Origin of the sequence: Flectobacillus roseus, assembly GCF_030056595.1 — a bacterium.
Lineage (GTDB): Bacteria > Bacteroidota > Bacteroidia > Cytophagales > Spirosomataceae > Flectobacillus > Flectobacillus roseus.
Genome location: NZ_JASHIF010000012.1, coordinates 220,234 through 234,191 on the forward strand (window position 1 = coordinate 220,234; position 13,958 = coordinate 234,191).

Sequence of the window (13,958 nt, forward strand, 5' to 3'; positions counted from 1 at the left end):
AATTCCGCAATCATATTTAAAACCCCTGTTTTGGTTCTTCCAAGCAGGGGTTTTGACTTTATATTGTATTTTGGTACCTTCGAAACTCTATCGAGTATCATTATCCCTTTTATCATGCTATCAGGAATCGTTATTTTATTCACCCTTGGCTATTTGGCCATTGCCCTTGAACATCCTATCAAAATTAACAAAACGGCAACGGCCTTGCTCACAGGCGTGGCTTGCTGGACAGTATATGCGCTCGGAAGTGCTCATGAATCTGAAAAGGTAGTCGAAGAGCTTTCGCATCATTTGGGAAGTGTTGCCGAAATCCTATTTTTCTTACTAGGTGCCATGACTATTGTGGAGTTGGTAGACGCCCATCATGGGTTTAAACTTATTACCGACCGCATTACTTCCAAAAACAAAGTAACACTTCTTTGGATTTTAGGACTCATTACGTTTTTCCTTTCTGCTGCCTTAGACAACCTAACTACAGCCATTGTTATGATCTCGGTGGTTCGCAAACTCATAAAAGAGCCTGAGACTCGTAAGCTTTTTGCAGGTATCGTAATCATTGCTGCCAATGCAGGTGGAGCGTGGTCGCCAATTGGGGATGTTACCACTACGATGCTATGGATTGGAGGACAAATTACAGCAGGTAATATTATGAAAGGTTTATTTTTACCAAGCTTGATTTCTTTATTAATTCCTCTTTTGTTTATGACTTCTCGACTCAAAGGAAAAGTAAAATCTTTACCTGCCAATGAGGAACAATATTCGCCCGAAAATACGCATCAACTTATTGTAGAAACACAAAATTCAACCATTATGCTTGTTATTGGCTTGGGCAGTTTATTGTTTGTGCCTGTTTTCAAAACCATTACCCACTTACCTCCTTACATGGGCATTTTACTAGGCTTAGGTATCGTTTGGGTTGTTTCCGAAATTTTACACAGTGGTAAGGACGAAGAAGATCGTAAGCCTTTTTCGGTGGCACATGCCCTCAGCAAAATCGATACGTCGAGTATTCTATTCTTCTTGGGAATTCTAATTGCTATCGCAGCCCTCGAGTCTACGCATCTGCTTTCAGACTTGGCTATGTGGATGGATAAAACTATTGGTAATCAAGATATTATTGTAACTACCATTGGTTTAGCCTCTGCCGTTATCGACAACGTTCCTTTAGTGGCCGCCTCGATGGGTATGTATGACTTAGCTCTATATCCTGTTGACAGTAAACTTTGGGAATTCATGGCATACTGTGCTGGTACAGGCGGAAGCATTCTAATCATCGGTTCGGCGGCAGGTGTGGCCGTAATGGGTATGGAGAAAATTGATTTTATCTGGTATATGCGCAAAATCAGTCTTCCCGCCCTCTTGGGTTATTTTGCAGGCATTGCAGTGTTTTTATTGCTTTATTAGAGTCTAAAGCCTCCTTTCCACAATGCGCTCTATATTTTCAACAAAATATAGAGCGCATTTTTATTAAAATACGCCTAAAGTTCAGTAATAAAATCGAACAGTTCACGGAAAAGAATTTAGGTTTCACACCATAATATAGTTGTTTCACTCCGTTTTCAATATCCTATTTTCAAGAGCCAAAGTTATAGAGGTGAATTAAACATTAATCCTTTATACTTATGAAAAACCTTAAAAAAACAGGACTAGCCTTATTAGGCTTCGTATTACTTGGCTTGAGCGCATGCTCAAAAGACGAAGAAAACAACACGGTCATGACAAAAGACATCACAGATGTTGCCATTGCAGACCCACAATTTAGCACCCTAGTGTCTGCTTTAACCAAAGCCAACTTAGTCACTGCGCTGAAAGCAACAGGACCATTTACGGTATTTGCGCCCAACAATACAGCATTTACAAAAGCGGGTATTACTAGTCTGGATGGTATTAATAACACTGACCTTACCAATATCCTAACCAACCATGTGGTTTCGGGAGAAGTAATGGCAGCCAATGTAACTTCGGGTACTGTACCAACGCTCAACTCTAGTAGCCCGATTTACATTTCGAAAAATGCAGATGGTGTATTTATCAATGGTAATATCAAAGTTATTGCTACGGATGTGGATGCTTCAAACGGTGTAATTCATGTAATTGATAATGTGATTACTCCTCCTACTAAAAACTTGGTTACTATTGCAGCAGAAAACAGCAACTTCTCAGAACTTGTAAGTCTAGTGACTGCTGCCGACCCAGCTGTAGTAACTGCTCTATCTCAGGCTTCAGCAAGTGGATTGACAGTTTTTGCTCCTACGAATGCCGCTTTTACAGAACTTTACAAAACTGTGCCAAAAGCAACTTTATTAGACCCAGCCAATCGTACACTTTTGACCAATGTGTTATTATACCATGTGGTACCGGGACGTGTATTCTCTACAGACTTACCAAATGTTTCGGGGGAGGTCGCGACAGCTAATCCGGCGGCGAAGGTAACATTCAACTTAGCAGGTGGAGCTAAAGTAATCGGTAAATCAAGCGGAAACTCAAATATTACTTCAGCTAATATTCTGGCTACCAACGGTGTAATTCATGTAATCGACAAAGTATTGTTACCATAAATAGTAGATAGTGTCTTTACTTAGCCCTCGTCGACTTTGGACGAGGGCTATTTATTTTCAAACATACCCGTACTCAAAACCGTTATCGATATACCACTCTTTCTTCTCAATTTATGCAAAGTCTATATGCTCATTCATTTCGATTTTTGTGGGTTATAATCCTCACGGTGTATTCTTTTGCCAATACACTCGTTACCGAAACCCTCAGCTACTATCCTATCCCATTAAAAGAACCAGAGCTACTGTTCTTGTTTTTCCTCTTGATTTTGGGTATTTGGGAAGGTAATAGGCTTATTTACTTATTTATTTCCCGTTTTCATTATCCCAAATTATGGTATAAACTCCTGCTAGGTATGGCAAGCAGTATTTTGCTTACCGCTATTTTAGCTGTTGGGTTAGGATACATTTTTGCAAATACTTGGGATGTTAGACCCAGTGATAATTTTGGTTTGCTGATCAAACTATTTTTGATGTTTGCTTTCAGAATCAACCTTTTTCTCAATATTCTTAATACCATTTATTTGTATGTGCATGAGTTTGAGATGATGGCTCTCGAAACCGAAAAGCTCCGTCAAATCAGTACTCAAGCGCAGCTTCAAGCCATTCGAAATCAAATAAATCCTCATTTTTTATTTAATAACCTGAGTGTTTTAAGTTCTTTGATTAGCACCGACACCACCAGCTCAATCCAGTTTGTTAAGCAGTTTTCAAATGTTTATCGATATGTATTAAAACACCATGATAAAGAACTTATTACCATTGCTGAGGAACTTGATTTTACAAAATCCTATCTATTTCTCTTGCAAAAGCGTTTTTATGAAGGCATTCTTGTTGAAATCAAGGTAGAAGAACAATACCTCAATTGGCAAATTGTACCAATGGCTTTACAAATGTTACTCGAAAACACCATCAAACATAACATCGCTACGAGTACAAACCCTTTGAAAATTTCACTTTATACCGAACACCCTTATTTAGTTTTATCAAACAACTTACAACCCAAACTGGTTAATACTACGGAATCCACCAATAAAGGCTTGAGTAATATCATTCAACGCTATCAGTTCTTGAGTCCTTTGAAAGTGGAAGTTATTAAAACTACACATGAATTTCTGGTAAAAATTCCCATTATTAAATTATCCTCTGAAGATCTATTATGAAAGTATTGATTATTGAAGACGAATATCACTCTGCGCAACGAGCCAAAAGTTTGCTCCTTGAGTACGACCAAAACATTAATGTGGTAGATACCGTCGACTCAGTCGAAAAAGCTACCAATTGGCTTGTTAAACACCAAGAGCCAGACCTATTATTGGTAGATATCCACTTGGCAGACGGTTCAAGTTTTGATATTTTCAAGAAAATACCTGTCAAAAATCCTGTCATATTTACGACAGCTTATGACCAATATGCTATTCAGGCCTTCAAAATTAATAGCATAGATTATCTTCTAAAACCACTGGATTTTGAAGATTTGAGCCAAGCACTTAACAAATATCATCAGCTCAACTACGACAGAAAATCCATCGACTCGCTCGATATTCAGCGAATCATCCAGAGTATAGAAACCAATCAAAAAAAATATAAATCTAGATTTTTGGTAAAATTTGGCGATACACTTCAGTATAAAACACTGGATGAAATAGCCTATTTCTTTGCCGATGATAAAATTGTGTATTTGGTTTGTCACGATGCCAAACGATATATCATTGATTACACTTTAGAGCAACTCGAACAGCTTTTACAACCAGACTTTTTCTTCCGCCTCAACCGAAAAGTCATTACTAAAATCGCCTCTATCGCGACTGTCAAGGCCGTGTACAACGGGCGATTGCTCGTAAAGCTTAAACCTAATTTTGAATCAGAAATTTATGTATCAAAAGAGCGATGTTCAGAATTTAAGACATGGCTAGACCAATAATATTATGAAAAAAAATCTCATCAAGACCTTTTTCCTAGCATTCATTTTGTTAATCAATCAGACTATTGGTATAGCTCAACATCGTGTACATCTGAAAAATGGAAGTCAAATTGTAGGAAAACTCCTGAAGTCTGATGCTTCTTCAGTTTCAATTCAAACCATTGATCAATCTATATGGGTTTTTACTAATTCCGAAATCCAACGAGTAGATACCCTTGGACAGAATTTTGGAAAGGCTACTTACAAAAGAAAGGGCTTTGTCAATTATACCGAACTCGGACCGCTTGCTATGAGTAATCGAGCATCCAATGGTGTTACAACCTCAGCTTTCTCGTTTCAAACAACCAACGGATATAGATTCAATCCGCTCCTCTATCTTGGCGTTGGTGTAGGGGCAGATTTGTATGCCGTTCAGACTTTTGTCCCTGTTGTGCTGAGTGTTCGCGGTGATTTAAGTACGACCTCCGCCAAAATTCCATTTTACTTTGTGGAGGGAGGATATAGTATCAATGCAACATCCAATGATGTTCCGACCATCAAATACCAAGGCGGTGCAACCTTTGCGGTGGGTCTAGGTATCAAACTTCTTTTTCAAGAAAATAACGGATTTTTACTCGGACTCGGCTATCGTTATCAAGAATCCTCCGTGACAGAAAAACTCCAAAAATCTACCGAAGTATTCAATAGATTAAGTATCAGGGTTGGCTTTAGCTTTTAAACCAGACGTTTATTCTGGAGCTTAACTAGTTCAAGACTCAAGTTACGGGTGAATAAATTTACCCACTAAGTGGAGGTTCACACTAGTTCAAGACTTAGTCTTGAACTTATTTTTTTAACAATTTTAAAACTAAAAATCAATGGTATAAAATATCTATGTTCAGCACCTTTTAACATTTCCTAAACTTCTTCAAACAATTTGCCAGCCCCAGAGGTTTTATATATGTTTTTGAACTATTACAAAAAATATAGCACGAAAACATATATTATTAATAAATATTCGTATTACTTTTGACAAAGTAAAATGTTATCGTACTATTTATGGATATCGTCGCAAGTGTTTCAAATGCCTCGAAGCAATACAAAACTGGGGATACAGTGATTACAGCGTTGCAACCATCAAGTTGTGAATTCAGGAAAAATGAGTTAACACTTATCATTGGTCCTTCTGGTTCTGGCAAAACTACTTTACTATCACTCTTAGGGTGCGTGATTTTTCCTAGCACAGGTGAGGTTACTATCTGTGACCAAGTGATCAATGGGCTTAGTCAGAATCAACTTGCCAAAGTACGTCTTCAAAACATTGGGTTTGTTTTCCAGAGCTTCAACCTATTGGCACCGCTCAATGCGCTCGAAAATGTCATGCAGCCTTTGTTACTCCTAGGTATTTCTAGAAAAGAAGCACGTCAACGCGCCACAGACGCCTTGCGCAAAGTAAGTATGGAGGATAGAATGTATAACCTTCCGAAGATGCTGAGTGGTGGACAACAACAAAGAGTTGCCATTGCTCGTGCGCTAGTAACCAATCCCCCTTTGATGTTATGCGACGAGCCTACAGCCGCCCTCGACACCAAAAGTGTATCAGTCGTCATGGACGAACTCAAAATGCTTTCGACTACAGGCAAATCAGTGGCAGTAGTTACGCATGATTTAAGACTAAAAAAGTTTGCAGATAGAATTATTTACGTCAACAACGGCATGATTTCCGACCATCAGGAAGAAGAGGATATGCTTCTTTAACTGACCACCGAGATTTATTACGTATACCAAAAAGAGTTTGATTTTTTAGAAATACGCTTTTGTACTTTCATTCAAAATAACTATCAAAATGAAGCATTACTTGATATTGAGCCTATTAGTAGCCCTACTGATGGGCTGTAATAAAGATCAATCAAAAGAGTCAACAAATCAAAAACAATCTAACCCCAAAGCTCCCACAAAATTGGTGGTAGCCATCGGGAGAGTAGAACCACAAGAAGGTATTATCAAGCTATCTGCACCAGTTGGTGGAATTGTCGAAAAAGTCATGAAAAATGATGGTGACAAGGTGCAACTCAATGAGGTTATTCTGCAACTCGATGATGATGCTGAGCAGAATAAAATCAATGAATTGAAAGTAAAAATAGCGACTCAACGTACTCAAATTGAAATCACACAATCGAAGGTAACGGAGGTTATTGCGAATCTCAAAAACAAAAAATTACTATTGGATAGAGCTAAACAACTCATTACTAAGGGAGCCGAAACGCAACAAGTCTACGATAATTTAGCAACAGACCTAGAGGTTTTAGAAGCCAATCTCAGTGCGGCCAAAACGCAAGTACAATTAGCCAATAGTGAGCTGAATGAGCTTCAAGCACAATTGAAAACTCTTTATCAAGAAGCTGGGAAAAAAGTATTCAGAGCTCCATTTGCGGGTATAATCCTTGACAGAGCCGTCAACCAGGGCGAATCTGTTAGCCAATTTGCCAGTTATGCGGAGGTGGCTCCTCAAGGAAAGCTTATCATCAGAGCCGAGGTAGATGAAATGTTTAGTAATAATATCAAAATTGGGGACACTGTCGAAATCGTCAATATTGGTAGTAGCAATGTAATAGCAAAAGGTCAAATTTCATCGATGGCTCCTTACTTGAAAAAGAAATCTCTCTTTTCTGAAAAAGCAGATGACCAAGAAGATCGAAGGGTGCGCGAGATACGCATCTCTGTTGCTGATGATAAGAATCTCGTAATCAATGCCAAAATTGAATGTAACATCAAGCTATGATACTGACGGCCTTTAAATTTATCAAATACGACACCGCCAAAAGTATTGGCGTAATCGTGGGTATTGTGATTAGTATTTTCCTGATTGGTCAACAAATCGGTATTCTTGGCTTCTTGACTGGTCTCATGGGAGGACTCGTAGAAAACTCCCGTAAGGATATTGCTCAAATTTGGGTCATCGACAATATTACCCGCAATGCCAACGAACTTGGCAAGCTAGACGAACGATATGTTCGAGAAATCAGAAGTGTTGATGGAGTAGCTAATACTTATCCTGTAGTAATCTCAAATGGTTTGGTAAAATTCAAAAATGGAAAAACAGCCTCTGTTTTATTAATTGGAAGTGAAGCACCTGTTTTTGTGGCAGGCCCAAATCCTGTAAAGGTTTTTAAAGGCAAAATCAATGACCTAGCCCAAGACCAGGCTATGTCGGCGGAATTCTTTGACCAAAAGACCTTTGATGCAGCACTAGAAGTAGGCACTAGAGTCGAAATTAATGGAAAAGAAGCTGAGGTGCGCCTGCAAACTAAAAATGCAAGAGGTTTTGCTGGAGCATTCTTTTATACCACACTGAGCAAAGCTCGATACTATGGTGGGTTTCCTGAAAATAAGGTCAGCATCGTAGCAATCCAAGTAAAGCCGGGTTACGATGTAGCCTCTGTTATCAAAAGCATTAACACCAAATTTTATGGTATTCGTGCTTGGGATGCCAACGAGCTTCAAGCCTCCACGATTAGCTTTATCACCATCTCATCCAATATCGGTACAAGTGTAGGGTCGTTGGTTGTGTTTGCCATCATCAGTGGCTTCTTTATTATTGGACTCACATTGTATTCGGCGGCACTCGACCGTATCAAGGATTATGGTACGCTCAAAGCCATTGGCGCAACCAACAGCTATGTCCGAAATTTGATTTTACTGCAATCCTTCTTTTTTGCTATCATCGGTTTTGCAATTGCCTTTGCACTTTTAATAGGCTTCAAAAAAGGGGTAGAAAATGCTGGATTGGCCATTAATTATTCGACTTGGGAGATACTGGGATTATTTGTCATAACGCTATTTATCTCAATGGGAGGTTCTTTGTTTGCCATCAAAAAAATCAACGGCGTCGAGCCAGCCTCGGTATTTAGAGGATAGCGGTTAGGTTTGAATTGCGGATTTGGGATTTCTGATTTCGGAAATAAAGTAAAATACCTCTATTGTTGATAAAATATAAAAGATTACACTTCCGAAATCCCACATCCGATATCTGAAATAAATGGTTTTTATTATCCTTCGTACACTCCTAATTCATCATTCGATATAGCTTGATATTTTATGAAATCAATACTAATCATCATTTGTTTGCTATTGGCACATTCCATGTATGCTCAAATTACAGTCAATGAATGTATCGAAAATGGCTTAAAACATAGACCTAGCATCAAAACAGCTCAAGCAGATCTTGCTGTGGCTGCTCTAAAAAGTTTGGATGCTCAATCTAAGTTTTTACCTCAAATTGCCTTAGCTTATGAATACCGTTACAACCCGATTATTGCCACACAGGTAGTTCCTACGGGGTTATTTAGCGGTACGCCTACTACCGAAACACAGGCTATTCGATTTGGTAGCAATTGGCAGCAAAATGCAGGAGTTACGGTGTATCAGCCCTTGATTGATTTGTCCTTAAAAAGTAAGATTAAGGAAAGTAAAATCAATGAGGCCTCGGCAAATTGGGATCTCAAAAAAGCAGAAGAAGATTTTGTCTTTGAAATAGTTAAATCCTACAGTCAAATACTGCTTTATCAGCTACAAAGCCAAGAATCTGCCTCTGATTCTGTTCGCAGTTATATTTCTATGGCTATGATGGAGGCAAAGTTTAAAGAGGGGAAAATATTGAAAACCGAATGGAATACTGCCAAAATCAATCATAACAATAACCTATCGGCATTTCAGAAAGCTTTTTCAAACCTAATTAATGAGAAAATTTATTTGAATTATCTTACCAATATCAGTCTCGAAAAACTGTTAGCTGATTCCTATGCCCCTATCAACGATTTTTTGGAGAACACACCGAATAACTCCACATTTGAATCAAGTATTGATTTTCAAAAATTCTTAACAAAAGAACAACTGCTCAATCAGCAGATTCAAACAGAGCAAAACCAGTACCGACCAACATTGGGAGTTCAAGGATACATTGGCGCCAACCAATACACGCAAAGTATCAATCCCTTTTTAGCAAATTCATGGTTTGGCAATAGCTATGTAGGTCTTTCTGTGAAATTACCCATTTTCGCACCTGACAAATCTATCAATTTGAGCAAGCAACTCAAGAAGCAACTCACGGTAGTAGAAAACCAAAAGGAAGAGTATAAGTCTCAAAAAAATAAGGATATTTTACAAAATTCGAATACCATCGAAAGACTCCAGAAAGAGATTGCATTTGCTGAAAAAAACATCGTCCTTTTAAAAGAAAACCTAGACATCTATCAAGCTCGCCTTCAAACAGGACAACTTGAAGCCTCTGAGTTAAACACGCAAGAAAGCGCATTACAAAAAGCACTTGTACAACAATTACAACTCAAAGAGCAGCTCAATAAGACTTTTATGGATAGGCTATACATTAGTGGTAACCTTCTCGAAAAATTCAAAAAATAAATCACATGACTCTCAGACCTGATACCATCAATCACAGCATTCAAATAACTCATTCATCGATTGAGTCTTTTGGCTTCGAGTTAAAAAATTGGAATTTGGATGCCGATAATTTTAGTTTATTCTTTTCGAAAAATAATGGTTATACGAAAGAAGATAAAAGCTTTTCGATTGACACTTTGTTACTGCAATCCCTAGAGCTTTACAAACGATTTGTAGAATATGGAGATCATTTCCAGCTCACCAATTTTCACTGTATTAATTTGATTATGAATCAGCAGTCTATCCATGATTTCACCATTGAAATAGATTGGTTACCTACCCCAAACACCCAACAGAAATTTCTTGAGGCTTATTGCTACAATGAATCTGGACAGCTTTTGGGCAAAGGCACCGCCCTGTTGAATAAGCAATAATTTGCGTAAATTTGATATTCAGTTATATCGTTCAGGCAGTATGCTATAGCCATTAGACCAAAAGTTTTAAGATATTTAATACTTTACCGTTTGCCCATAGCTGATTGCTGAATGCTTTACCACAACATAACGGTTTTGAGGCTCATGAATAAGCAAGTTTTAATAGAAATAATAGAGCATCTCGATCAATTTCATACAGAATATAAAGGTGGAAATGATTATACTTTAGATGATTTTTTGGGGTATCTCAACACCCAACGCCCAAGCAAGGATATTGAGATGCGTAAAATGGGCGGAGACAAAGAGCAGCATTTGAATATAGTCCGTCAAGAAAGTAACAGCGATGTTGCCATCTTGGTTAAATTGTTATTTAGCTATGCCAAAGGATATATCAAGAAGGCTTTACAGCACAGTATCATTCAAACAGCGGACGAATTTGCCTTTTTAATCACCCTTATCACCTTTGAAAGCCTGACCAAAACCGAATTGATTTCGAAACAAGTCATGGAAAAAACTTCAGGAATAGAAGTAATCAAACGATTAGTAGCACAAGGCTTGATTCATGAATTCTCTGATTTGACAGATAAAAGAAGCGTTAGGGTAAGTATTACAGAGAAAGGGAAAATGGAAGTAATGAACGTACTTCCAGAAATGAGCAAAGTCTCTCGCATCGTAGTAGGAGACTTATCGCCATCAGAAATCACGACACTTTCCTATCTCATGAAAAAGCTCGATTTCTATCATAACGATATTTTCATGAACAACAAAAATGCAAGCCTAGACGAGTTACTGAAATAGGAGTTAGGAGTTAGGAGTTAGGAGTTAGGAGTTAGGAGTTAGGAGTTAGGAGTTAGGAGTTAGGAGTTAGGAGTTAGGATAAAACCTAAACTACACTCCATCTACTCAATTTAACCTACGTTTTCAACTTTTTTATAAAAAACTAATCCCTATACCCTCACCCCTATACCCTAAAACACTCTGTGCCTTTTTGCCTGTTCACTCAAAAGAAAAAACTAATCCGAAATCATACGTTCATCACTTTTTACGGTAAACTTAAATTGTCTTTCACCACCAGGAGAACGGAGCTTAACGACATAACTACCAGAGTTTAAAGGATATAAAGATTTCAAGACTACGCTATTGGCATCTGTGGTAGCTTCTTGCTCACAAGGAACACCCAAGCCTGACTCAGTACCAACCAATGCTGTCACATTGGTATTATTTTCTACTGTGACGGTAATCACATTACGGTCATTTTGTCGAGCCACAATGATAGGCGAAGTGATTTTAGCTGCAATCGAAGTATAGACATTAAACTGTCCATCTTGCTCATATTCTACTATGCGATAATACTCTGAATAACGAAGAATTTTGGAATCAGTGAAGGTGAATTGGAGTCTCTCATCGGCCATGTTTTCTTTTACTGGAATTTCACGAATGTCAAAGAAAGTGTCATTGTCTTTACTACGTTGAACGATGAATCTTGCAGGACGATGCCCTTCTGAACTTACCCAGCTGAGTACAGCTCGACTATCATCATTTACTTTCACATCAAACAAGACATCACGACTTGAACGTGCTTTGATTTGAGAATGTGCACAAAAGGATATTCCCATGACAAGGAGACCCATCATAGCAAAAGCTAAGGAAAACTGTTTCATAGAGGTTGTTTAGAAAATAAAGTTTGGGTTCAATAAAGATAGGTATCTGCTACAAATGGCGGGATAGCAAATATTATTTCAAATTTAGCACTATTTTAATAATATTCTTACATAAAATTATAAAATTTCAATATTTAGTTCCCAAAAAAGGCTTTAACTCAGTAGTGTCAAAACTCTAAAAAAGTTTATCACTAAAGAATTAAAGCCTTATTAGGAAAGCTATTTTACTGAAAATCAAGTATTTTACTAAGATCGTTATTTCTTAGCTCTTTGCATTTTTACCATGACAGGAGTAATGGCGCTTGACTTATTCCCAAAACTTTTACGAATGTACGTAAGCACATTGGCGATGTCTTGATCACTTAAGAAATCATGAGAGGGCATTTCATTTGAATAACTTTCTCCCGCAACTTCTACTCCTTTTAGTCCATTCAGTACAACCTTAATTAATCGGGCTGAATCACCCAAAACCCATTCATTTTGGATTAATGGTGGATTCAAATTTGGGACTCCACTCCCATCTTCTTGATGACAAGCCAAGCAGTAATTTTCATAAACTAGCTGACCAGAGTCTGCTTGTATGACCTTAGGAGAAGTAGGTTTTTGACTATATCTTGCTGAAACTGCTGAACCTAACATTCCTACCAACAACAGACCAGTAACAATATATTTGAACATGAGATGATGTTTAGTTTTTGATAACTCTCCAAACTTTTCCTTTTACTGAATCACTGATATACAATGAACCGTCTGGACCTTGCGCCAAACCCATCGGGCGCGCCTTTGCTTCGTTAGGATTTTTGATTTCGCTACCACCTGCAAAGCCTTCTGCAAATACTTCATATTCGCCTGATGGTTTTCCATTTTTACCAAAAGGAACAAAAGCCACAAAATAACCACCTTGTTTCAACGGAGCACGGTTCCATGAGCCATGGAAACAAATAAATGCACCATTTTTATATTTTGCTGGCAATTGATTTCCTGTATAAAACAACAAGGCGTTTGGTGCCCAGTGTGCAGGAAAAGCCATAATTGGCTGGTCTTTACCTTCGCAACGTTCTTGAATTTTGCCGTCTCCACCATATTCTGGCGCTAACATTTTTTTGTTTTGGAAACGGTCATGGTAACAATATGGCCAACCAAAATCAGAGCCTTTTTTTACTAAGCAAAACTCTTCAGAAGGCAATTCTGCATTTTGCTCAGCATTATACAAAGTCGAAAACATGGTATTCAACTGGTCACGACCGTGTTGCATAGCATACAATTCACCTTGTTGTTTGTTCCAATCCAAACCTACGACATTACGTAAGCCCGTAGCATAACGCACACCATCAGCTTGTTTTTGGTTTTTCTTATTGGCATCAAACTGCCAGATACCTCCATGCCATTCCAAAATCGGACAAGGATCCATTCCTTTAGAACCTTTTTGACGGTTTTTCTCCTGACACGCATTTGATGGAGCACCAAAAGTCACATACAAATGTCCTTTGTCATCCAACTCAATAGACTTCGAACCGTGTTCGCTGTAGTGTTCCAATCCTGTTACGATTGTCTCTCCAGCCGACTCATCTACTTTTCCATCTTTCATTGGATAGCGCACCACTGAGGTATCAGACGAGGCGTATAAATAGCCATTACCAATGACGATACCTGTACCCAAAAAGTTTCCAAAGGAAGTATTTTGGTCTGCTTTTCCATCGCCATCGGTATCTTTCAACACCACAGTACCTTTACCATTTACCAGTTTATTCAGACGAACATATACGTCGCCATTGGGAGCTACAGCCAAGTGACGAGCTTTTCCTAAGCCATCGGCTACCACTAAGGCACCAATACCATTCGGGAGTGTCAAACCACCGTTATCAACATCAGCTTTTAATTTTATAGATTTCTGTGCTTTAGGGGATTTCTTTGGAGCAGTGTTGGCCAACAAGGAAGTGTTTACCAAAAGCCCAAACAAAGCGGAGACAATAATGCTTTTTTTCATTGGAAAATGATTTTAATG

The 13,958-nt window shown here is 38.3% G+C and carries 14 protein-coding genes; 11 read left to right on the forward strand and 3 right to left on the reverse strand.

Features of this window, described 5'->3' with window-relative positions; all coding sequences use genetic code 11:
• The first annotated feature begins 114 nt into the window (after positions 1-114).
• The 11 genes from nhaD to QM524_RS16210 all read left to right on the forward strand — a co-directional run bounded on the left by nhaD (position 115) and on the right by QM524_RS16210 (position 11,090).
• Positions 115-1,404 (forward strand): sodium:proton antiporter NhaD, encoded by a 1,290-nt coding sequence (nhaD, locus tag QM524_RS16160; protein ID WP_283345367.1) that lies wholly within the window; start codon positions 115-117, stop codon positions 1,402-1,404.
• A 218-nt stretch (positions 1,405-1,622) separates the two neighbouring features.
• Positions 1,623-2,558 carry a fasciclin domain-containing protein gene (locus QM524_RS16165; protein ID WP_283345368.1) on the forward strand — a complete coding sequence of 312 codons (936 nt, stop codon included), beginning with the start codon at positions 1,623-1,625 and terminating at the stop codon, positions 2,556-2,558.
• 113 nt (positions 2,559-2,671) lie between these two features.
• Positions 2,672-3,718, forward strand: a complete 1,047-nt coding sequence (locus tag QM524_RS16170; protein ID WP_283345369.1) for a sensor histidine kinase — start codon at positions 2,672-2,674, stop codon at positions 3,716-3,718.
• Positions 3,715-4,479 (forward strand): LytR/AlgR family response regulator transcription factor, encoded by a 765-nt coding sequence (locus tag QM524_RS16175; RefSeq protein WP_166579458.1) that lies wholly within the window; start codon positions 3,715-3,717, stop codon positions 4,477-4,479. The genes QM524_RS16170 and QM524_RS16175 overlap by 4 nt, the downstream gene beginning before the upstream one ends.
• A 4-nt stretch (positions 4,480-4,483) precedes the next feature.
• Entirely contained in the window at positions 4,484-5,197 is a 714-nt protein-coding gene (locus QM524_RS16180; RefSeq protein WP_283345370.1) for a hypothetical protein, read from the forward strand.
• 320 nt (positions 5,198-5,517) lie between these two features.
• On the forward strand, positions 5,518-6,216 hold the full coding sequence (locus QM524_RS16185; protein ID WP_283345371.1) for an ABC transporter ATP-binding protein: 699 nt from the start codon (positions 5,518-5,520) through the stop codon (positions 6,214-6,216).
• Positions 6,217-6,304: 88 nt separating this feature from the next.
• Positions 6,305-7,240: an HlyD family secretion protein gene (locus tag QM524_RS16190; protein ID WP_283345372.1), complete on the forward strand. Its 936-nt coding sequence runs from the start codon at positions 6,305-6,307 to the stop codon at positions 7,238-7,240.
• Positions 7,237-8,376: an ABC transporter permease gene (locus tag QM524_RS16195; protein ID WP_283345373.1), complete on the forward strand. Its 1,140-nt coding sequence runs from the start codon at positions 7,237-7,239 to the stop codon at positions 8,374-8,376. The genes QM524_RS16190 and QM524_RS16195 overlap by 4 nt, the downstream gene beginning before the upstream one ends.
• Before the next feature lie 180 nt (positions 8,377-8,556).
• Positions 8,557-9,879 carry a TolC family protein gene (locus tag QM524_RS16200; RefSeq protein ID WP_283345374.1) on the forward strand — a complete coding sequence of 441 codons (1,323 nt, stop codon included), beginning with the start codon at positions 8,557-8,559 and terminating at the stop codon, positions 9,877-9,879.
• Positions 9,880-9,884: 5 nt separating this feature from the next.
• Positions 9,885-10,292, forward strand: coding sequence for a hypothetical protein (locus QM524_RS16205; protein ID WP_283345375.1), 408 nt, complete (start codon positions 9,885-9,887; stop codon positions 10,290-10,292).
• A gap of 144 nt (positions 10,293-10,436) precedes the next feature.
• Positions 10,437-11,090: a MarR family winged helix-turn-helix transcriptional regulator gene (locus QM524_RS16210; RefSeq protein WP_095164130.1), complete on the forward strand. Its 654-nt coding sequence runs from the start codon at positions 10,437-10,439 to the stop codon at positions 11,088-11,090.
• A 215-nt stretch (positions 11,091-11,305) separates the two neighbouring features.
• On the opposite strand, the gene QM524_RS16215 is transcribed toward QM524_RS16210, so the two are convergent.
• The 3 genes from QM524_RS16215 to QM524_RS16225 all read right to left on the reverse strand — a co-directional run bounded on the left by QM524_RS16215 (position 11,306) and on the right by QM524_RS16225 (position 13,940).
• Positions 11,306-11,953 (reverse strand): Ig-like domain-containing protein, encoded by a 648-nt coding sequence (locus QM524_RS16215; protein WP_283345376.1) that lies wholly within the window; start codon positions 11,951-11,953, stop codon positions 11,306-11,308.
• Positions 11,954-12,208: 255 nt separating this feature from the next.
• Positions 12,209-12,631: a c-type cytochrome gene (locus QM524_RS16220; RefSeq protein WP_283345377.1), complete on the reverse strand. Its 423-nt coding sequence runs from the start codon at positions 12,629-12,631 to the stop codon at positions 12,209-12,211.
• 10 nt (positions 12,632-12,641) lie between these two features.
• The gene (locus QM524_RS16225; protein WP_283345378.1) at positions 12,642-13,940 is read right to left on the reverse strand and encodes a PQQ-dependent sugar dehydrogenase; all 1,299 of its coding nucleotides are present in this window, start codon (positions 13,938-13,940) and stop codon (positions 12,642-12,644) included.
• Between the last annotated feature and the right edge of the window lie 18 nt (positions 13,941-13,958).

What these genes read in the sequence shown, in the direction of transcription:
- QM524_RS16190 (WP_283345372.1), top strand. Translation starts at nt 6,305, where the DNA reads ATGAAGCATTACTTGATATTGAGCCTATTAGTAGCCCTACTGATGGGC.
- QM524_RS16215 (WP_283345376.1), bottom strand. Translation starts at nt 11,953, where the DNA reads ATGAAACAGTTTTCCTTAGCTTTTGCTATGATGGGTCTCCTTGTCATG.
- QM524_RS16220 (WP_283345377.1), bottom strand. Translation starts at nt 12,631, where the DNA reads ATGTTCAAATATATTGTTACTGGTCTGTTGTTGGTAGGAATGTTAGGT.
- QM524_RS16180 (WP_283345370.1), top strand. Translation starts at nt 4,484, where the DNA reads ATGAAAAAAAATCTCATCAAGACCTTTTTCCTAGCATTCATTTTGTTA.
- QM524_RS16185 (WP_283345371.1), top strand. Translation starts at nt 5,518, where the DNA reads ATGGATATCGTCGCAAGTGTTTCAAATGCCTCGAAGCAATACAAAACT.
- QM524_RS16175 (WP_166579458.1), top strand. Translation starts at nt 3,715, where the DNA reads ATGAAAGTATTGATTATTGAAGACGAATATCACTCTGCGCAACGAGCC.
- QM524_RS16205 (WP_283345375.1), top strand. Translation starts at nt 9,885, where the DNA reads ATGACTCTCAGACCTGATACCATCAATCACAGCATTCAAATAACTCAT.
- QM524_RS16210 (WP_095164130.1), top strand. Translation starts at nt 10,437, where the DNA reads ATGAATAAGCAAGTTTTAATAGAAATAATAGAGCATCTCGATCAATTT.
- QM524_RS16225 (WP_283345378.1), bottom strand. Translation starts at nt 13,940, where the DNA reads ATGAAAAAAAGCATTATTGTCTCCGCTTTGTTTGGGCTTTTGGTAAAC.
- QM524_RS16195 (WP_283345373.1), top strand. Translation starts at nt 7,237, where the DNA reads ATGATACTGACGGCCTTTAAATTTATCAAATACGACACCGCCAAAAGT.
- nhaD (WP_283345367.1), top strand. Translation starts at nt 115, where the DNA reads ATGCTATCAGGAATCGTTATTTTATTCACCCTTGGCTATTTGGCCATT.
- QM524_RS16200 (WP_283345374.1), top strand. Translation starts at nt 8,557, where the DNA reads ATGAAATCAATACTAATCATCATTTGTTTGCTATTGGCACATTCCATG.
- QM524_RS16165 (WP_283345368.1), top strand. Translation starts at nt 1,623, where the DNA reads ATGAAAAACCTTAAAAAAACAGGACTAGCCTTATTAGGCTTCGTATTA.
- QM524_RS16170 (WP_283345369.1), top strand. Translation starts at nt 2,672, where the DNA reads ATGCAAAGTCTATATGCTCATTCATTTCGATTTTTGTGGGTTATAATC.